Annotated in this window: 24 protein-coding genes; 10 read left to right on the top strand and 14 right to left on the bottom strand. The window is 68.2% G+C overall.

What is annotated here, in order from left to right:
* Positions 1 to 10: 10 nt before the first annotated feature.
* Positions 11 to 280 carry a conjugal transfer protein TrbC gene (locus AB0F43_RS19835; protein ID WP_360478400.1) on the bottom strand — a complete coding sequence of 90 codons (270 nt, stop codon included), beginning with the start codon at positions 278 to 280 and terminating at the stop codon, positions 11 to 13.
* Between the two features lie 15 nt (positions 281 to 295).
* Positions 296 to 925, bottom strand: coding sequence for a DUF6668 family protein (locus tag AB0F43_RS19830; RefSeq protein ID WP_360478398.1), 630 nt, complete (start codon positions 923 to 925; stop codon positions 296 to 298).
* A 306-nt stretch (positions 926 to 1,231) separates the two neighbouring features.
* Here AB0F43_RS19830 and AB0F43_RS19825 point away from each other — a divergent pair, with 306 nt between their 5' ends.
* The gene (locus tag AB0F43_RS19825; RefSeq protein WP_360478395.1) at positions 1,232 to 2,647 is read left to right on the top strand and encodes a hypothetical protein; all 1,416 of its coding nucleotides are present in this window, start codon (positions 1,232 to 1,234) and stop codon (positions 2,645 to 2,647) included.
* A gap of 68 nt (positions 2,648 to 2,715) precedes the next feature.
* A complete protein-coding gene (locus AB0F43_RS19820) occupies positions 2,716 to 2,922 on the top strand; it encodes a hypothetical protein (RefSeq protein ID WP_360478392.1) in 207 nt (68 codons plus the stop codon).
* Positions 2,923 to 3,039: 117 nt separating this feature from the next.
* Here AB0F43_RS19820 and rplI read toward each other — a convergent pair whose 3' ends face one another.
* The 6 genes from rplI to AB0F43_RS19790 all read right to left on the bottom strand — a co-directional run bounded on the left by rplI (position 3,040) and on the right by AB0F43_RS19790 (position 7,125).
* Positions 3,040 to 3,486, bottom strand: a complete 447-nt coding sequence (gene rplI / locus AB0F43_RS19815) for a 50S ribosomal protein L9 (protein ID WP_360478389.1) — start codon at positions 3,484 to 3,486, stop codon at positions 3,040 to 3,042.
* A gap of 14 nt (positions 3,487 to 3,500) precedes the next feature.
* Positions 3,501 to 3,734 carry a 30S ribosomal protein S18 gene (rpsR, locus tag AB0F43_RS19810; RefSeq protein WP_012924539.1) on the bottom strand — a complete coding sequence of 78 codons (234 nt, stop codon included), beginning with the start codon at positions 3,732 to 3,734 and terminating at the stop codon, positions 3,501 to 3,503.
* An 80-nt stretch (positions 3,735 to 3,814) separates the two neighbouring features.
* Positions 3,815 to 4,393 carry a single-stranded DNA-binding protein gene (locus tag AB0F43_RS19805; protein WP_360478386.1) on the bottom strand — a complete coding sequence of 193 codons (579 nt, stop codon included), beginning with the start codon at positions 4,391 to 4,393 and terminating at the stop codon, positions 3,815 to 3,817.
* A gap of 92 nt (positions 4,394 to 4,485) precedes the next feature.
* Positions 4,486 to 4,776, bottom strand: coding sequence for a 30S ribosomal protein S6 (gene rpsF, locus AB0F43_RS19800; protein ID WP_132211461.1), 291 nt, complete (start codon positions 4,774 to 4,776; stop codon positions 4,486 to 4,488).
* Between the two features lie 264 nt (positions 4,777 to 5,040).
* The gene (locus tag AB0F43_RS19795) at positions 5,041 to 5,844 is read right to left on the bottom strand and encodes an SAM-dependent methyltransferase (RefSeq protein WP_360478383.1); all 804 of its coding nucleotides are present in this window, start codon (positions 5,842 to 5,844) and stop codon (positions 5,041 to 5,043) included.
* A 144-nt stretch (positions 5,845 to 5,988) separates the two neighbouring features.
* Positions 5,989 to 7,125 carry an MFS transporter gene (locus tag AB0F43_RS19790; protein ID WP_360478381.1) on the bottom strand — a complete coding sequence of 379 codons (1,137 nt, stop codon included), beginning with the start codon at positions 7,123 to 7,125 and terminating at the stop codon, positions 5,989 to 5,991.
* A gap of 94 nt (positions 7,126 to 7,219) precedes the next feature.
* Here AB0F43_RS19790 and AB0F43_RS19785 point away from each other — a divergent pair, with 94 nt between their 5' ends.
* Both AB0F43_RS19785 and AB0F43_RS19780 read left to right on the top strand, forming a co-directional pair.
* Entirely contained in the window at positions 7,220 to 7,720 is a 501-nt protein-coding gene (locus AB0F43_RS19785) for an Lrp/AsnC family transcriptional regulator (RefSeq protein WP_360478378.1), read from the top strand.
* A 50-nt stretch (positions 7,721 to 7,770) separates the two neighbouring features.
* Positions 7,771 to 8,574 (top strand): deoxyribonuclease IV, encoded by an 804-nt coding sequence (locus AB0F43_RS19780; RefSeq protein ID WP_360478375.1) that lies wholly within the window; start codon positions 7,771 to 7,773, stop codon positions 8,572 to 8,574.
* On the opposite strand, the gene AB0F43_RS19775 is transcribed toward AB0F43_RS19780, so the two are convergent.
* Positions 8,555 to 9,013 (bottom strand): hypothetical protein, encoded by a 459-nt coding sequence (locus AB0F43_RS19775; protein ID WP_360478372.1) that lies wholly within the window; start codon positions 9,011 to 9,013, stop codon positions 8,555 to 8,557. The two genes, AB0F43_RS19780 and AB0F43_RS19775, sit on opposite strands and share 20 nt — an antisense overlap.
* Positions 9,014 to 9,048: 35 nt before the next feature.
* Between AB0F43_RS19775 and AB0F43_RS19770 the strand changes: the two genes are divergently transcribed.
* Positions 9,049 to 9,585, top strand: coding sequence for an NUDIX domain-containing protein (locus AB0F43_RS19770; protein ID WP_360478369.1), 537 nt, complete (start codon positions 9,049 to 9,051; stop codon positions 9,583 to 9,585).
* On the opposite strand, the gene AB0F43_RS19765 is transcribed toward AB0F43_RS19770, so the two are convergent.
* Genes AB0F43_RS19765 through AB0F43_RS19755 form a run of 3 tightly spaced genes read right to left on the bottom strand, consistent with a single transcriptional unit; the run spans position 9,554 to position 12,080 of the window.
* Positions 9,554 to 10,762: an MFS transporter gene (locus AB0F43_RS19765; protein WP_360478366.1), complete on the bottom strand. Its 1,209-nt coding sequence runs from the start codon at positions 10,760 to 10,762 to the stop codon at positions 9,554 to 9,556. The two genes, AB0F43_RS19770 and AB0F43_RS19765, sit on opposite strands and share 32 nt — an antisense overlap.
* A gap of 31 nt (positions 10,763 to 10,793) precedes the next feature.
* Positions 10,794 to 11,492 carry an SDR family oxidoreductase gene (locus AB0F43_RS19760; protein WP_360478363.1) on the bottom strand — a complete coding sequence of 233 codons (699 nt, stop codon included), beginning with the start codon at positions 11,490 to 11,492 and terminating at the stop codon, positions 10,794 to 10,796.
* A 21-nt stretch (positions 11,493 to 11,513) separates the two neighbouring features.
* Positions 11,514 to 12,080: a TetR/AcrR family transcriptional regulator gene (locus AB0F43_RS19755; RefSeq protein ID WP_360478360.1), complete on the bottom strand. Its 567-nt coding sequence runs from the start codon at positions 12,078 to 12,080 to the stop codon at positions 11,514 to 11,516.
* Positions 12,081 to 12,250: 170 nt separating this feature from the next.
* Here AB0F43_RS19755 and AB0F43_RS19750 point away from each other — a divergent pair, with 170 nt between their 5' ends.
* From AB0F43_RS19750 to AB0F43_RS19740, 3 genes are all read left to right on the top strand, one after another.
* The gene (locus tag AB0F43_RS19750) at positions 12,251 to 13,120 is read left to right on the top strand and encodes an SDR family NAD(P)-dependent oxidoreductase (protein WP_360478357.1); all 870 of its coding nucleotides are present in this window, start codon (positions 12,251 to 12,253) and stop codon (positions 13,118 to 13,120) included.
* Positions 13,121 to 13,246: 126 nt separating this feature from the next.
* Positions 13,247 to 14,377 (top strand): peptidoglycan bridge formation glycyltransferase FemA/FemB family protein, encoded by a 1,131-nt coding sequence (locus tag AB0F43_RS19745; protein ID WP_360478354.1) that lies wholly within the window; start codon positions 13,247 to 13,249, stop codon positions 14,375 to 14,377.
* A gap of 4 nt (positions 14,378 to 14,381) precedes the next feature.
* Positions 14,382 to 15,383 (top strand): alanine racemase, encoded by a 1,002-nt coding sequence (locus tag AB0F43_RS19740; protein WP_360478351.1) that lies wholly within the window; start codon positions 14,382 to 14,384, stop codon positions 15,381 to 15,383.
* An 18-nt stretch (positions 15,384 to 15,401) separates the two neighbouring features.
* Here the strand turns inward: AB0F43_RS19740 and AB0F43_RS19735 are convergent, their stop codons facing one another.
* A complete protein-coding gene (locus AB0F43_RS19735; RefSeq protein WP_360478348.1) occupies positions 15,402 to 15,767 on the bottom strand; it encodes a VOC family protein in 366 nt (121 codons plus the stop codon).
* Between the two features lie 118 nt (positions 15,768 to 15,885).
* Between AB0F43_RS19735 and AB0F43_RS19730 the strand changes: the two genes are divergently transcribed.
* Both AB0F43_RS19730 and AB0F43_RS19725 read left to right on the top strand, forming a co-directional pair.
* Positions 15,886 to 16,608: a methyltransferase domain-containing protein gene (locus AB0F43_RS19730; RefSeq protein WP_360478345.1), complete on the top strand. Its 723-nt coding sequence runs from the start codon at positions 15,886 to 15,888 to the stop codon at positions 16,606 to 16,608.
* Positions 16,609 to 16,618: 10 nt separating this feature from the next.
* Positions 16,619 to 16,978: a VOC family protein gene (locus tag AB0F43_RS19725; protein WP_360478342.1), complete on the top strand. Its 360-nt coding sequence runs from the start codon at positions 16,619 to 16,621 to the stop codon at positions 16,976 to 16,978.
* 35 nt (positions 16,979 to 17,013) lie between these two features.
* Here the strand turns inward: AB0F43_RS19725 and AB0F43_RS19720 are convergent, their stop codons facing one another.
* The gene (locus AB0F43_RS19720) at positions 17,014 to 18,174 is read right to left on the bottom strand and encodes an NAD-dependent epimerase/dehydratase family protein (protein WP_360478339.1); all 1,161 of its coding nucleotides are present in this window, start codon (positions 18,172 to 18,174) and stop codon (positions 17,014 to 17,016) included.
* Between the last annotated feature and the right edge of the window lie 51 nt (positions 18,175 to 18,225).

Here is an 18,225-nt window from a genome sequence, read left to right as displayed (position 1 = left end):
GCGGGGGTGATCACTTCAGCTGGTCGACGATGGCCGTCGCCGAGCCGATGACGATGCAGGCCGCCAGCACCCAGCCGAGCCGGGCCGCGTGCTCGCCACCTTCACCACGCCGTTGGCCGATGGCCATCATCGCGCCGGCGATGATGATGCCCAGACCGCAGATCAGGTAGGCGATCACCTTCACCCAGTTGATGACACCCTTGAGCTTCTCCCAGCCGGGAGGGTTGTCGCTGATCAGCGGGAGGTTCGCGACCTCGGAGACCAGATGTACCAACATCATCGGGGTAAATGCCTTTCAGTACGGGGCGGGATAGTCCGCAGGGTTTGACGCGCGAAGAGCGTAGATGGATTCAAGGACTTCGAAAACCTCGTCCGGGGTGTTGTCAGGGGTGGGTGCCTCCCCCCGGCGCCACTCCTCGATCCACGGGATGTCCCAGACCCTCGGCACGCCACCGCCGACGATGTCGGCGAAGTCGTCGAGGACGCGGGGCAGCCGGCCCGGAGCGTCCGCGATCAGCACGAGGCCGAGGACGGCGACTCCCTGGACCACTCCCGAGGCCCACTCGATCGCGGCCCGCTGAGCGGCCCGCAGACCCGAACCGTTGGTCCGGGCAACCAGGATCACCGGTGTCGGCACCGGTGGCGGCGGGATCGGCCAGCGATGGTTGGCCGCCCGCGTCCCGGGCAACAACAGCGACATCGTCGTCTCGCCGGCACCGCCGTGCGCACCGACCCACCAGAGCGTGTCCGCGGCCGGGATGGCGAACTTCGGCAGCCGCTGGTCCTCGGCCGGCGCCGGGACGCCGTGCTGAGGGGCGGACGGCCCGCGGCGAGAGAGATCCGCGGGTTGCGGCGAGGGGCCTGGAGCCGACTGTTCCGGACCCTGGGTCGGCGATTGCTGCCGGGTCCACGGGTTCTGCGTCATGCCCCCTCCTCTCGCGGTGCGTCACAGGCTGTCGCCCACAGTATTCTCTCGCTTTCCGGATGTACTTTCGTGACCCATCCACAGGCGAGGATGTTTCTACCCCCTTGTCGGGGTCAGTCGAGCCGAGATCTCGCGTCGGCGGCGGGCCCGGGCTCCCCGGCACGCCGTTGGTGCGGTGGACATGCTAATGGTCTACTTTGCCGGTGGCTCGGGCGGTGGCTCGCTGACACAGCGGTCTGGACCACTGGGACGGTGTCGGCGGAGACGGACGAGTGAGGAGTCTGGTGTCGGGAATGGGAGGTCGTCGTGGCTGAGAAGGTCCCGTCCTGGCCCAAGGTGACGATCCGGCTGTACGACGACCACAACGCCGAGGTGAAGATCGCCGGCCGGAGCCACCCGGTCAACCACCACGACCCGCGCCAGGCCGCGATCGCGATCGTGAGCGAGCGGGCCGGCCAGCTCGGCCGGCCGGTGAAGGCGACCGCGGTGGAGTCCGACGGCGCCTCCTGGCCGCTGGTCATCCACCCGGACGGCCGGGTCGAGGCGGTCGACGCGGAGAGTCGCGGCAAAGGCAAGGGCAGCGCCGACAAGCCGATCTGGCCGATCGTGGTCGCGGCCGTGGTGGCCTGCGCCCTGGTCGCCGGTACGACGCTCTACCTGACCGTGTTCAGCAAGGGCGACGGGGTGCCCAAGCCGACCGCGTCGCCGAAGCTGCAGGCGCTGCCCGAGCCGAGCGTCAGGCCGGACCAGCTCCCCGACCGGCCGGCGCCGCTGGGCTGGACGGTCAACGCCAGCTGGACGGTCGACATCGCCGAAGGCACGGTCCCCGCGGTGAAACCGGACGGCACGGAGGTCGCCGTACTGACGCCGGACGACAAGATCGCGGTGTTCGACAGCAACGGCAAGGTGCTCTGGCAGGACAAGGTGCCGAACGACGCCGAGAGCCCGGTCTACACCTTCGTCGACTCCAAGCCCGTGGTCGCCGTGGCCTCGTCGGACACCTTGTACTACTGGGCGGGTGACGGCGCCGAAGCCACCGAGATCGAGCTGCCCGACTCGGCCAAGGTGCAGTTCTTCGGTACGTCGCCCCTGGTGCTGATGGGCAGTGCCGGAGCCAGCGTCATCTCCGGCGGCGAGCTCAAGACAGTGCCGAACCAACCGCGGTCGTCCACCATCCTTCTCGCCGAGGGCGATCGCACGCTGATGGCCCGGTACGCCGGCCCGCTGTACTGGAGCCAGCCGGACAAGGAACTGGAGGAAGTGCAGCTCAAGCCGCCGGCCAAGGCCAAAGGCTTCGACCATGTGGTGGCCGCCAGCCCGGGCCGCGTACTGGTGCTGTGGAAGAGCGCGAACTCCGGGACGCTGATCCCCGCCGTACATTCGAGCGCCAACGGCGCGCTCGTCGCCCGCTGCGCGGACACTTCCGGCAGCGACCTGGAGACCTGGGACTGGGTTCCGGACACCGCCAAGAAGGTCGCCGCCTGGGGCGAGTGCCTGATCGACTTCACCCGGGGGAAGACGTTCCCCTTCAAGGGTTTCCAGCCGCAGTCGATCACCGGCAGCACCATCTACGGCACCGTGAGCGGCAACCTGGTCGCCACCGCTCCGGGTCGTCCGTCGTACCCCCTCGCCGAGGGCACCGCTCGCCCGTGGGGGATCGCCGGCGCCCACGCCATCGTTGTCCAGAACTCCGTCGTCTACGCCCTGGACAAGAAGAAATGACCGCCATCCGACGGTCCGGTTCAGGGGTGCGACGGCGCGCGCGGTCGGTGCGGCTGGTAGGGAGTGTGATGGCGGCGCTGGTGCTGCTGGTGCCGTCAGGACAGGCGGTGGCGGCGGATGATCCGGCTCCGGTCCCGTGGCCCGAGGTGAGCAAAGCGGAGACCGGCAGCAATGTGGACCCGGCGCCGATCGAGTGGCCTGGCGTCACACGGGACGACACCGCCAGCGGGACCGATCCCGGACCCGTCGACTGGCCGGGCCCACAACAGAACTGACCGCGACACCACTTCCCCGACCGCACACTTCGCCGGCGACTCCCGCTTGCCCGTCAGGCTGGAGATATGAGCGAGGCCCGCACTCCGGGTGGAGTGCGGGCCTCGAGGGCTCTCAGGTCAGCCGGCCGCGACCTCGAGGCGGACCGTGGCGGCCACCTCCGGGTGCAGCTGGACCGAGACCTGGTGCTTGCCGGTGGTCTTGATCGGCGCGGCGATGGCGATCGACCGCTTCTCGACCAGCGGGCCGCCGGCGGACTTGATCGCACCGGCGATGTCAGCCGGGGTGACCGAGCCGAACAGCCGGCCGGTGTCACCCGCCTTGACGTCCAGCTTGACGGTGAGCTGCTCGAGCTGGTTCTTGACCTCGCTCGCGTGCTCCTTGCCCTGGATCGCCCGGGCGTCACGCGCCCGCTTGATCGACTGGATCTGCTTCTGGGCGCCGCGGGTCCAGCCGATGGCCAGGCCGCGCGGGACCAGGTAGTTGCGGCCGTAGCCGTCCTTCACCTCGACGATGTCGCCGGGGGCTCCGAGGCCCTCGACCTCCTGCGCCAGGATGAGCTTCATGTGCCGGACCTCCCTCAGCGAGCCGTGCTCGTGTACGGCAGCAGCGCCACCTCACGAGCGTTCTTGATAGCGGTGGCCACGTCACGCTGGTGCTGCACGCAGTTCCCGGTCACCCGGCGGGCGCGGATCTTGCCGCGGTCCGAGATGAACTTGCGCAGCAGCGCGGTGTCCTTGTAATCGACGTACGTCGCCTTGTCCTTGCAGAAGCCGCAGACCTTCTTCTTCGGCTTCCGAATGATCTTGGCCATTGTGGTGCTCTCTTCCTTCCAGAGCCCGGCACACGTGCCGGAATGGTCACTCTTGTCTGATGGTCACGACCCGGACCGGATCAGAACGGAGGCTCCTCCATCGAGCCGCCGCCCTGGTTGGCCCAGGGGTCGTTCTGCGGGGCGGACTGGCCGCCGCCACCTTGTGCACCTCCGCCTTGCGGGGTCGCCCAAGGGTCGTTCTGCGGGGCGCCACCCTGGCCGCCGCCGTAGCCGCCACCCTGGTTGCCACCGCCACCACCGAAGCCGCCGCCACCTTCGCCGCCGGGACCGGAGCGCATCGCCCGGGTCACCTTGGCGGTGGCGCTGCGCAGGCTGGGCCCGACCTCGTCCACGTCGATCTCGAAGACCGTGCGCTTGTTGCCCTCACGGTCGTCGTACGAGCGGGACTTGAGCCTGCCCTGCACGATCACGCGCATCCCACGCTGCAGCGACTCGGCCACGTTCTCCGCGGCCTGGCGCCAGACGGAACAACTCAGGAACAGCGACTCGCCGTCCTTCCATTCACCTGTCTGCCGGTCGTACGTCCGCGGTGTCGACGCGATCCGGAAATTCGCGACGGCCGCACCGGAGGGCGTGAACCGGAGCTCAGGATCGTCGACGAGGTTGCCGACCAGTGTGACGACGGTTTCGCCTGCCATTGCCGTTCCTCCTGCTTTCGGGTGTGGCTTTGTCAACAACTATCAATAGCGGCTGGCGCCGACAGTACCGATGGTTGCTGACGACCCCAGGTTCAGTGCTGGTCCGGCCGGATGACCTTGGTCCGGAGGATCGACTCGTTCAGCGTGAGCTGACGGTCGAGCTCCTTCACCACCGCCGGCTCGGCGGTCAGGTCGATGACGGCATAGATGCCTTCGGCCTTCTTCTTCACGTCATAGGCAAGCTTGCGGCGGCCCCAGATGTCGAGCTTCTCGACCGTGCCACCTTCCTTGCGGACGATGTTCAGGTACTGGTCGATGGACGGCTCAACGGTGCGCTCATCGAGCTCAGGGTCGAGGATCACCATGACTTCGTAACGACGCATGCGCGAACTCCACCTCCTTCGGACTTGGCGGCCACGGTCTCTCCGTGGCAGGAGGGCGATGCGATGGTGCTCCGCGCCGGCACTTGCCGCCGACGCCAAGCAATGAGCCCGGTCGATGGACCGGGCCACACCCAGAAGAATACCAGCGTCCGGACGCCCCCTTGACCATATCCACAGGGCAGTTCCCGGACCGGGCGTCACCGAGCGCCGATCAGTCGTCACTCTCTGGGCCGACCACCAGCTTCTCGCCCTCCGCGGCCTGGACTATGGCTTCCGGGCGACGGCGCCGTAGGCGGAGATAGGTCGGGCTTCACTCAGTTCGGCGTCGTCTTCGTCAGCCCACCACTGAGTGATCGACACAAAGCCAGGTGACACCAGCTCCAGGCCCTCGAACACCGCGCGGATCTCCTCCCGCGGCCGGGGAATGTAGGGAACACCACCGGTCTTGGCGTAGTTCTCGCAGAGCGCTACGTACGCCTCGCTGTCGATCGTCCCATCCCACAACGTCAGGTAGCTCCCCGAAGGAACGGCGTCCATGACCGTGGAGACGATTCGGCGCATGTCATCGTAGGTGCGAGCGTGGCCGAGCACACCCATGAACATGACGCCGATCGGCTGATTGAAGTTCAGCACGTTGCGGGCATCGGCGAGGATCTGCTCAGGCTGGTGGTAGTCACAGTCGACGTAGGTGGTCACGCCCTCGGGCGTGGTGTTGATCAGCAATGCGCGGGCGTGCGCAAGAACCATCGGGTCATTGTCGACGTAGACGATCTTCGAGTCCTGTGCCACGCTCTGGGCGACCTCATGGGTGTTCTGCATCGTTGGCAGGCCCGTTCCGATGTCGAGGAACTGGCGAATACCAGCCTCGGCGGCGAGGTAGCGCACAGCGCGAACCAGGAACTGCCGAGACTGCACAGCCATCGTCACGATGTCCGGATCGACCTCCGCGCCGGCGTCTCCCGCGATGCGGTCGACATCAAAGTGATCCTTCCCGCCCATCCAGTAGTTCCAGATCCGTGCCGAGTGCGGAATGTCCGTTCGGATCACTGGGCTGAAGTCGTCGGGCATAGGCACGAACTCCTCGGTCGTAAGAGGTACGACGCCATGCGACGGGGCGCGGGAGGCATCGCACTGAGTGGCTGCCGCGTCGGCAGAGTGTGACAGTAAAGATACTTGGCTACCGATCGACTGGCACCTGAGCGCCGGCCAGGGCTAGAGCCGCACTCGCGGGTTGACCGATGCCACATACCGCAGAGCCAGGAGCAGCAACGGGAGCGCCAGTAGCGAGGCCAGCCCGGCGAGGAGCGGGAATCCGCCGATGCTGAAGAGCCAGGGTGACGTGGCGGTGGCGAGGGCGGAGATGGTCCAGATGGAGGACTCGACCTTGCTCTCGAGAGCCGCCGTGGCAAGTTGTGCGCTGCCGCCGAGGTAGCAAAGGTTCCAGGCATAGCCGAGCAGGAAGAGCGCCGGTGTGAAGGTCCAGCCAGCCTGAGTGATCAGGACTGCGGACGAGAGCAACAGGACGAGGCCTGTGAGCATCACCGGTCGTGGGCCGGAGTGGTCGATCCACCAGCCGGTCAGTGGCGACAGCGCGAACATGCCGAGCGTGTGCGCGGACAGCATCACTCCGAGCAGCCCGAGGCCGTCACCGTGGTGGTGAGCGTGTACCGGTACTGCGGTCATCAGCGCGACCATCACCAAGTGCCCGACGACCATCACTCCCGCGGCCAGGAGGACCGGCCGACGCGACGTCGGGGAGGAATCGCGGCGGTCAGGTGCTGACTGGTCGACCACAGGGGCGACCCGCACGTAGCTGGACGCGAGCAAAGCCGCGAAGACTGCTGCCAGGGCGAGCAGGAACGGTCCGGCCAGTGCTGGTAGGCCGAGAGACGTGGCGAATGACTGTGACGGAGCCATGAGGAACGGCCCGCCAGCGGCGCCCGCGGTACTGGCCCAGACGACAGTGCTCATCGCGGACGCCCGCCGAGCGGGAGGTACGGCGTCAGCAGCGGCGTAGCGCGACAGGAGACTCGCTGCGTTACCGGCACCGAGTAGGAACATGCCAACGAAGAGCAGGGACACGTGGGCACCCACTGCGGTCAGCACTGTCAACGCTCCGCCGACGACACCAACGCCGTACCCGGTGCGGAGGGCCTGAGCGCGTCCGAGGCGGGCAGTCCACCTGCCGACGGCCAGTGCGCCGGCTGCGGTGCCGAGTACGCCTGCGGTGTTGGGCAGACCGGCCAGGCCAGGGCTCAGTTTGTCGGAGATCAGGATGGTGCTCACCGCACTCGCTGCGACCATGGCGGCGTTCATCAGGGCGGCGGCCAGAACGACGGGGATCAACATGCCTGCAACGCTAGAAAGGCTGCCGTCGGCATTGAATGCATGAAATAAGGCGTCCGGCCTTGTGCAGCGGCGATGTCGAAGGTGTTCTGGGGAGATGACCTTTCAGGAGCGCGACCTGGACGCGACCGACTGGCAGATCCTCGCCGAATTGCAGGCTGACGGGCGGCTGTCGTTCAACCAACTGGGCAAGCGGGTCAACCTGTCGCCACCTGCCGTGGCGGATCGGGTACGGCGGCTGGAGGAGTCCGGCGTGATCGTCGGGTACCGGGCCCAGGTCGACCCGGCCCGGGCCGGCCAGCCGCTGTCCGCTTTCGTCCAGATGCGCTGTACGACCGGGCGGTGCCTGCTGAAGACGACGCGCGCCGAGGACTTCCCCGAGGTGCTGGAGATCCACAAGCTCAGCGGAAACTCCTGCTCGATGCTCCGCGTCCGCGTCACCTCGATGCGCCACCTGGAAGGACTCTTCGAACGCCTCGGCGAACACGGCGAGATGAACACCCACGTGGTTCTCTCCACCGAGTTCGAGGGCCGCCCGGTCCAGCCACCCACTCACGACTCCCGCCCGGTCACCCGGTCGGCAGGATGGGGCTCCTGACATCGGGGACGGAATCAGTACTGTCGGTGGGCGGTCTTAGGGTGGGGCCCATGAGTTTGAAGCTGGGTGCGCATGTGGACCAGGAAGACCCGTTGGCCGAGGCGGCCGATCGGGGAGCCGACTTGGTGCAGTTCTTCCTGGGCAACCCACAGGACTACAAGGCGCCGAAGCTCGCGTACGCCGACGGAGAAGAAGCACTGCGCGAACGAGCCGCCGCGGCGGGCGTCGATCTGTACGTGCACGCGCCGTACCGGCTGAACGTGGCGAACACGAACAACCGGATCCGGATCCCTAGCCGCAAGCTGCTCCAGCAGACTCTCGACAAGGCGGCCGAGATCGCGGTCAAGGGCGTCATCGTGCACGGCGGGCACGTGGGTGAAGACGACGACCCGGAGGCCGGGTTCGACAACTGGCGCAAGTGCATCGAGCGCGCCGAGCTGCCGGTGCCGCTGCTGATCGAGAACACCGCCGGCGGTGAGAACGCGATGGCCCGCCAGCTGGACCGGATCGCCCGGCTGTGGGATGCGGTGCAGTCGTCGGGCAACGACCGGCTGGAGAACGTCGGCTTCTGCCTCGACACCTGCCACTTCCACGCGGCCGGCGAGGAGCTGCCGACGATCGTGGAGAAGGTGCTGGCGATCACCGGGCGGATCGATCTGGTGCACGCCAACGGCTCACGCGACGAGTTCGGCTCCGGCGCCGACCGGCACAGCAACTTCGAAGAGGGCCACATCGACCCGGCCGACATCGTCGCCGTGGTGCAGGCCGCCGGCGCCCCGGTGGTCGTCGAGACGCCGAACGCGAACCACGGTCAGAAGGCGGACATCGACTACCTCAGGTCTCAGTTGAAGTAGCCGCCGCGCCCAGGCCGTGCACCCAGTAGCTGACGCCCCACGGCAGGAGCAGCGCGAGAGCGGTCGTGTTGCGGGTGGGGATGAGGATTCCGGCCGTGATGGCGACGATCAGCAGCACGGTCAGCACCTGGAAGAGGTCGAATCGGCCGATCACGCGGGAGCGCAGGGTCGCGCGGTTCAGTGCGCACGCGCCGTAGCCGGCGATCAGGCCGAGTACGGCGACCAGGGCGACGACCACACCGGCCCAGGCGGCGGCGCCGTACTGATCGAGGTCGCGGAGGATGCCGGCGAGCTGGAAGACGCCGACGAGCGCGGTCAGGGTGGCACAGGTCCCGAGCAGGCCGGCAGCAGTACGACGAGACCGTTCGGCATCGACCGACTCGCCCGGCAACGGGTCGGGTTCAGAGTCGGGCGATGGGTCCGGGGGTTGGGCCGCCATGGGGGGACGGTAGCGCAGCGGCGAGAATGGCACGCATGCAGACCTGGGCTGAGCGGTTTCCTGACCTGTTCGCGGCGGACTACTGGGCCTGGGGCGAGCTCGACGTCCGGTTCTCGACCGAGCGGCCGCCGGACGAGTTGATCAGCAACGTGCACGTGATCGGCCGGACCGACGGCGGAATCGTTGTCTGCGGCAACGACCTCGGCTGGCGGTTCCTGCCCGGCGGGACCCGTGAGCCCGGCGAGACGATCGAGCAGCTCGTTCACCGCGAGCTGCTCGAGGAGGCCGGCGCCCGACTGACCGGCCCGCTGACCTGGCTGGGGGCGCACCGGGGCGAGCACCGCCGCCCTCAGCCGTACCGTCCGCACCTCCCACACCCGATCTCGTACTGGGCCATCGTTGTCGCGGACGTCGTGGTCGACCAGGAGCCGACCAACCCGGACGACGGCGAACAGGTCGTCGAGGTGCTGGTCCTGCCGCCGGACAAGGCGATCGCCTACCTGGACGCCCGAGCGGACGGCGGGATGATGGGCAGCCAGGTCAGACTGGCTCAGGCAATGGAGCTGGTTTAGCCGACCGCCACGGCAGCACGAACGCACTGAGCAGACAGCACGCACCCGCGATCCACAGTGCACCGCGGAGCCCGATCAGCGCCGCGAGCACGCCACCGAGGGCCATGAAGGCAGGCTGCACACACCGCGAGCTGATCGACCACGCACCCACCACGCGGGCCATGTATCCGTCCTCGGTCACGTCCATCCGGTACGTCGCGAACGACGGGTTGAACGCACCAGCGGCCACCAGCAACCCCATCTCGGCCGCGGTGATGAGTACGAAGCCGCCCCACCCGTGCGGCGCCAGCGGCATCAGCAACAGCCAAGGAGCCCGCAGTACGCCGAACACGAGCAGCATCCAGTGCAGCCCGTACGAGCGGGTGAGCCGTGGCGCCAACCGGGCGCCCAGAACGCCACCCAGACAGGACAAGCCGAGAGAGACCCCGTAGTTCCACGCCGGCAGTCCGAGATCACGCAGCATGAACACCGTCAGCAGCGGGGAGGTCATCATCACCGGCCCGCCGAACAGCTGCGAGTTCCAGAACAACGCGCGCAGCCCGCGATGACGAAGGATGTACCGCCACCCGGCGGTGATGTCCGCCTTGCCCTCACGTCGTACCGGCTCGGGCTCGGGCTGCTGGATTCGGCGGATGCCGAGGGCCGACGCGAGGAACGACACCGCGTCGACTGCCACCGTGAGGGTCGCGCCGACCAGGCTGACCAGCGCACCGCCGATCGCCGGCCCGACACTCAGCGAGATCCAGTTGGTCTGCTCGAACCGGCTGTTCGCCTCGGCCCGCCCCTCGGCCGGGACCAGCGCCTTGAGGTGCGCACCACTCGCGGCCTGGAACGCGATCAACGCCGCCGCCTGGACAACGCCGACCACACACAGCTGGAGATAGGTCAGTACGCCGAACGTCGCCGCGACCGGGACCGAGACCAGTACGGCGAAGCGGACCAGGTCGGCGGTGATCATCACCGGCCGCTTCCGCCGCTGCTCGATGAAGTCACCCATCGGCAGCGCGAGCGCGGCGCCGGCGATCGCGGACAGCGCCGCGAGCATGGACACCTGGAAGGTGCTGACATCCAGCACGAGTACGGCGATCAGCGGCAGCGCCCCGAGGCCGACGGCCGATCCGACGGCGCTGACGGTGAACGCGACCCACAGCCGCCGGAAGTCTCGACCCAAAGACATCCCGCGATCGTAGGAGCCGGCACCGACACAATCAGCGCAGGTTCAGACCGCCGTCCAGCAGGATCACCTCGCCGGTGAGGTAGGAGTTGTGGACAACCGCGGAGATCAGATCCGCGACGTCCGACGGTTGAGCCGCACGGCGCATCGGGCTCGCGGTTCTCCACAGGTCTTGGGCGTCGGTCCAGGAGGCTGTGAGCGGTGTGTCCACCAGACCGGGCGCGACCGCGTTCACGCGCACATCGGGTCCCAGGGCCGCGGCGAGGAGCTTGGTCACATGGTTGAGCGCGGCCTTCGAGGCGGCGTACCCGATCGAGCTTCCCTTCGGACGGACGCCGGCATGGCTGGTCACGTTGACGATGCAGCCACCCGACTCCCGGAGCGCGGGCACGGCCGCCGTACACAACAGCCACGGCGCGATCAGATTGACGTCGAGCAGCCGCCGCCAGTCGTCCGCCGTCAGCGCATCGAGGTCCGCGTGCGGCACCGGCCAGCTGATCCCCGCGTTGTTCACCAGTACGTCGAGCCGCCCATGCTCAGCCAGCACACTCGGGACGAGCTCACGCGCGGCAGAGTCATCCGCAAGATCAGCCTGGTGGTACGACCCACCAAGCTCCCCCGCCAGCTCCACCCCAGCTTCACGACTGGACCGCGAATGCACCGCAACGGTCATCCCGTCCGCGGCCAGCCGCCGAGCCGTCGCCGCTCCGATCCCCGAGGCTGACCCCGTCACCAACGCAACCTTCATCACTGTCTATGAACCCCGGTAACGGAGGCCGTCCATCAGGAGGTTGAGGGCCCGGTCGGCTTGGTCGCGGTTCTTCCCGGTGGCCAGCGCGACCCCGCTGATGCTGATGAGGACGTCGTCGGCCGAGACGTCGGATCGCAGGTCCCCGGCCGCGGCGCCGGCGTCCAGCATCGGCTTGATCGCACCGACCAGGAGCTCGAAGCTCTGGGCGTACGGATTCGCGCCGGAAGCGATGACCGCACGGAGGGCGTCGGCCATCCCGAGCTTGCGCGTCATGTAGTCCATGTAGCGGTCCATCCAGGCGCGCAGCGCGTCGGCGGGCGGCATCGTCTCGAGCAGCTCGGGCGCCGCGTCGCAGATGGCCGCCAGCTCGTTCCGGTACGCCGCCTCGATCAGCAGCTCGCGGGTCGGGAAGTGCCGGTAGAGGGTACCGATTCCGACGCCGGCGTCCTTTGCGATCCCTTCCAGCGTCGCCTCGAGCCCGCAGGTCGAGAACGCGCGCGCCGCGGCGGCGAGAATCTGGTCCCGGTTCCGCTGCGCATCCGCCCGCAGGGGGCGCTCACCAGTGCCCATCTCCCCTCCCTCCTTGACCCCAGAACCTATCGGACTTGATAACCGGAGGTCCCTCCAGTTAACTGAGATTAGCGGAGGATCCTCCGATTAAAGCCTAGCTCGCAGAACGGGACCGAACCTGATGAGCAGAATCACCACCCCCCTTCACCCATGACTCCACCGCCGCCGAAGTGATTGCCGGCGTCGACCTGTCCGGCCGCCGGGCGATCGTCACCGGCGGCGCGTCCGGGATCGGCGTCGAGACAGCTCGCGCCCTCGCGTCGGCCGGTGCCGAGGTCACTCTCGCCGTCCGCAACACCGCCGCCGGCGAGCGCGTCGCGGCCGACATCATCGAGACGACCGGCAACAACCACGTGTACGTCGCACCGATCGAGCTGGCCGACCGTGAGTCGGTCCGGGCGTTCGCGGCGAGCTGGGACGGACCACTCCACATCCTGGTGAACAACGCGGGCGTGATGGCCGAGCCGCTCACCCGCACGCCGGAGGGCTGGGAGCACCAGTTCGCCACCAACCACCTCGGCCACTTCGGCCTCACGACCGGCCTGCACGCAGCACTCGCACAGGCCGGCAACGCCCGGGTCGTGTCGGTCAGCTCCACCGCGCACAACCGCTCGGACGTCGTGTTCGACGACATCCACTTCGAGCGCCGGCCGTACGACGAATGGTCGGCGTACGGGCAGTCCAAGACGGCCAACGTGCTGTTCGCCGTCGAGGCGGCCAAGCGCTGGGCGAGCGACGGGATCGTCGCCAACGCGCTGATGCCCGGCGGAATCCGGACGCCCTTGCAGCGGCACATGTCGGCGGACCAACTGAAGGTCTGGGAAGACTTCCCGTGGAAGACCACCGAGCAAGGCGCGTCGACCTCGGTCCTGCTGGCCGCGTCGCCGCTCGTCGACGGCGTGACCGGGCGGTACTTCGAGGACAACAACGAGGCCCTGCCCCGCGGTGACAGCGAGTACAGCGGTGTCTCGGCGTACGCGCTGGATCCGGAGTCGGCCACTCGCTTGTGGGACCTCTCCCTCGACCTCCTGGCCCGCTGAACTGCGACCTTGAGAATCCACCGACCAAATTTCGCCGCGATTTATGGTCGGTGGCTTCTCAAGGTGGAGGTATGCCTCACCGGCTCGGCTACGGTTCAAAGCTCCGGGCCGGTAACCTGACCGACCGTGAGTGACTTGAGCATCCGGACCATCTCGGCCGACGAGCACGGTGCCTACATCGCGGCGCAACCGTCGGCGAGCTTCCTGCAGACCCCGGGGTGGGCGGCGGTGAAGAGCGAGTGGAAGGCGGAGTCACTCGGCTGGTTCGACCCGGCGGACCCTGGCCGGCTCGTCGGCGCCGGCCTGGTGCTCTACCGGCAGATGCCGAAGGTCAAGCGATACCTGGCCTATCTGCCCGAGGGTCCGGTGATCGACTGGGACGCCATCGACCTCGGCCGGTACCTGCGCCCGCTCGCGTCGCATCTGCAGGAGCGCGGGGCGTTCGGCGTCCGGATGGGCCCGCCGGTGGCGACCCGGCGGTGGGGTGCGAAGACGATCAAGGACGCGATCGCGGGCGGGCAGCAGCCCAAGCTCGGCGATGTCCGGGCCGATGTGATCGAGCCGTCCGGCGCAACCGTCGCCACGCAACTGCGAGCGCTGGGCTGGAAGGCGCCGCGCACGGGTGAGGGCTTCGCCGCCGGACAGCCCCAGTACGTCTTCCAGGTGCCGCTGGCCGGCCGCGGTCAGGACGACCTGCTCAAGGGCATGAACCAGCTCTGGCGGCGCAACATCAAGAAGGCGGAGAAGGCCGGCGTCGAGGTGACGCAGGGCGGAGCCGAGGACCTGAAGGCCTTCCACGCCCTGTACGTCGAGACGGCCGAGCGGGACCACTTCACCCCGCGGCCGCTGCCGTACTTCGTGAAGATGCAGGCGGCGATGGCCAACCAGCCGGCCGATTGCTGTGACTTCCGGATCTACAACGCCTACCACGAAGGCGATCTGGTCGCTTCGACCATCTGGGTCCGGGTGGGCGGTCATTCCTGGTACTCCTACGGAGCCAGCTCGACCGCCAAGCGGGACGTGCGCGGATCGAACGCGATCCAGTGGCGCATGATGTCGGACGCGCTCGCGGCGGGTGCGTCCGTGTACGACCTACGGGGCATCACCGACACCTTGGACCCGAACGACCCGCACGTCGGGTTGATCCAGTTCAAGGTCGGCACCGGCGGCGAGGCCGTCGAGTACGTCGGTGAGTGGGATCTGCCGTTGAACAAGGCGCTCTACACCGCATTCGACCTCTACATGAGACGGCGTTGACACCATGCCCCTAGTCCTGCACGTCGATTCCGATCGATGGCGCGAACATCTGCGTTCCACGTGGAACCCCGACATCATCCCGGTCGCGAAAGGCAACGGATACGGCTTCGGCAACCAGCGGCTGCTGGCCGAGGCGCGCGCCCTCGGCGCTCGCACCGTCGCGGTCGGCACGTACTTCGAGGTGCCACCGGATCCTCGTGAGGACATCGTCGTACTGACGCCGTGGCGGCCGTTCCTCGACGTGCCGCAGAGCAAGAACGTGATCCACACGGTCAGCCGGCTGGCTGACCTGGTGTCGATCCCGGCCGGCAGCCGGGTGCTGATCGAGGTGCAGACCTCGATGCGGCGGCACGGTATCGGTGCCCGCGAGCTGCGGCACACGATGCTGCTGAACGCACTCGACCGGATCCGGTTCGAGGGCTGGTCACTGCATTTCCCGATGGGAGCCGGCGGTACGTCGGCCAACCTCCGGGAAGCCGCGGAGTTGGGGAAGGCGGCCCAGGCGGTGCGGCGTGGACCGCTCTGGGTGTCGCACGTACCGGCGCAGAAGCTGGCCGACATCGGCGAGAACGTACGGCTGCGGATGGGCACCGGGCTCTGGCTCGGCGACCGCGGCGCGCTGTCCGTGCGGGCCACCGTGCTCGACGTGCACTCGGTCCGCCGCGGTGAGCGGGTCGGCTACCGGCAGCGCCGGGTCAGCGGTGACGGCCACATCCTGGTGGTGTCGGGTGGAACGGCGCACGGCGTCGGCCTGGAGGCGCCGACCGCGGCGGCGACCGTGCGCCAGCGCGCGATCGCGATGGCCAAGGGCAGCCTGGACGCGGCCGGGATGGCGCTGTCGCCGTTCAGCATCGAGGGCAAGCAGCGCTGGTTCGCCGAGCCGCCGCACATGCAGGCCAGCATGCTGTTCCTGCCGTCGTCGGTGGCGCCCCCCGCGGTCGGCGACGAGGTCAGCGTCGACGTCCGCTACACCACCACGGCGTTCGACAAGGTGTCGATGGATTAGACACGGCCTCGGCCCGGCTCAGGCCGGCGAGGCGAGGTCGACGACGGTGCCGTCGGGGCAGCGTAGGTAGGAGGTGACCTGTCCCCACGGCGACTTCTCCGGCTGCTTCAGCGGCTCGGCGCCCGCGTCGACGGCCCGCTGGAAGTCACCCTCGACGTCTTCGCTGGTGAGCCCGAGCTCGAAGCCGACCGCGCCGGGAGCACCGACCTCGGCCAGGTGGCTCTGGCCGACCGCATAGGTCGCGAAGACGATCTTGGTGTCCCCGGTGTCCACCTCGCCGGCTCCCTGGTCCCAGTACGTCCCCTTCCACCCGAACGCGCGCTCGAAGAACTCGATCGACGCCTTGGCGTCCTCGACGTAGACGATGGCCTTCGCGAACTTCATCTCCAGGTCTCCTCGGTCGACTCACCGGCAGGACCGTCCCGCCACCCAGCCTGACGTATCCAGGTGCGGAGATGTGACAGGTTGACTTCAGGTGGACCTGAAGTTTCAGCCTGGGACCATGAGCTTTCTGGAACGGATCGAGGAACGGCCCGGAGCGGCGGAGCTCCGGGCGGAGTCGTACCGGCTGCTGGACCTGGCGAGCGGCGCCACCTGCGTCGACGTCGGCTGCGGCGCCGGGCATGCGGTCGCCGAGCTGACAGCGGCCGGCCTGAAGGTGACCGGAGTGGACGCGGACCCGGAGGCGATCGCGGCGGCCCGCTCGCGGGCGCCCGAGGCGATGTTTCACCTGGCACACTCCGACGCCCTCCCGCTGGAGGACGCGTCGGTGGACGGCTACCGGGCCGTCCGGCTCTTCCACCTGCTCGAGGACCCGGTCCCGACCGTGACCGAGGCTCGCCGGGTGATCCGGCCGGGCGGAAGCATCGTGCTGGGCGGGCAGGACTACGGGTTCCTGCTGATCGACAGCTCGGACCAGGATCTGACAGATGTCGTGCTGCTCGGGCTGGAGTCCCGGTCGGTCTCCCCGCGCGCCGCCCGCAGTCTGCGGGATCTGCTTCTGGATGCCGGGTTCCATGACGTCGAGGTCGTCGTACACAGCGAAGTGGTGACCGACCACGAGGTGATGGCGCGTCAACTCGCGGCAGCGGCCGCCGCCGCGGTCGAGAAGGCGTTGATCACCCAGGACGACGCGGACGGCTGGCTGGCCGAGCAGGCCGATCGTGGCCGGCAGGACCGGTTTCTCGCCGTACTCCCGACACTTCTTGTCGGTGCCCGTCGTTAGCGTCTGAAGAATGATTCCACTGGTAGGAGTTGTACTGGACGCTCCCGACCCGCGGAAGCTCGCGCGGTTCTACTGCGAGCTGCTCGGCTGGGAGCTCGGTGACGATGAGGAGACCTGGGCGACGGCGGTCAGCCCGGACGGCGGCACCAAGCTGTCGTTCCAGCTGGAGCGGAACTACCAGCCGCCGACCTGGCCGAGTGAGAGCGACAGGCAGCAGATGCAGCTGCACCTCGACTTGAGGGTGGACGACCTGGAGGCCGCGCACCAGCACGCGACCTCCTTGGGCGCCCGGTTGCAGGACTTCCAGCCCCAGTCGGACGTCCGCGTGTACGCCGACCCGGTCGGCCACATCTTCTGCTTCTTCGTCTAGGCCGTGTCTGATGGTCCAGCGCCGTCAGACACGGCCTAAGCGCGCTCTCTGAGGTGGCCCTTCCAGTGGACCGTGGGTAGCAGGGCGGCCTGGTCGACGCGGTCCTTGTTGGCGGCGACGATGTCGAACATCGAGTCGATCAACGTGTCCGACAGCAGGTGCGGCTGCAGGCCGAGGCCGACCAGGCCGGTGTGCTTCACGTTGTAGTAGTGCTCGGCCTGCTCCACCCGCGGGTTCTCCAGATGCTCGACCTGGACGGGGCCGGGGAAGCATTCCGCGACCATCTCCGCGATCTGGCTGACCGAGTAGCTCTCCGTCATCTGGTTGAAGACCCGGAACTCACCGGCGTCGGCCGGGTTCTCCACCGCGAGGCGGATGCATTCGACGGTGTCGCGGATGTCCAGCAGTCCACGGGTCTGGCCGCCGGTGCCGTAGACGGTGAGCGGCTCACCGAGCACGGCCTGGATGACGAACCGGTTGAGCACGGTGCCGAAGACCGCGTCGTAGTCGAACCGGGTCGCCAGCCGCGGGTCCTGCACGGTCTGCGGGGTCTGCTGGCCGTAGACGACACCCTGGTTGAGGTCCGTCACCCGTAGTCCCCAGACCCGGCAGCCGAACTCGAGGTTGTGCGAGTCGTGCACCTTGCTCAGGTGGTAGAACGAGCCCGGCTTCTTCGGGTAGAGCATCCGGTCCTTGCGCCCGTTGTGCTCGACCTCCAGCCAGCCTTCCTCGATGTCGATGTTCGGCGTCCCGTACTCGCCCATCGTGCCGAGCTTGACCAGGTGGATGTCCGGGTTGGTCTCGGCCACGGCGTACATCAGGTTCAGCGTGCCGACCACGTTGTTGTGCTGGGTGTAGACGGCGTGCTCACGGTCGATCATCGAGTACGGCGCCGCCCGCTGCTCGGCGAAGTGCACGATCGCGTCCGGCTCGAACTCGCGCAGCACCCGGTAGACGAAGTCGGCGTCGAGCAGGTCACCGACGTACGCCGCGATCCGCCGGCCGGAGACCTCCTCCCAGGCCGCGACCCGGGTGTCGAGATCCTCGATCGGGACCAGGCTCTGCACCCCCAACTCCCGGTCGTAGCCCCGCCGGGCGAAGTTGTCGAGGACGGCCGTGTCGTGGCCGCTGTCTGACAGATGCAGCGCTGTCGGCCACCCTAGGTAACCGTCACCGCCCAGGACGAGTACGCGCACGGCTCGGCCGCCTTCCTTTGGGGATGTTGGCTTTCACAGTCCTTCCTATCC

The organism is Kribbella sp. NPDC023972 (genome assembly GCF_040639075.1).
Classification (GTDB): Bacteria; Actinomycetota; Actinomycetes; order Propionibacteriales; family Kribbellaceae; genus Kribbella.
The sequence above is the reverse complement of the archived record's forward strand: the minus strand, read 5'-3'. Positions and strand labels throughout refer to the sequence as shown.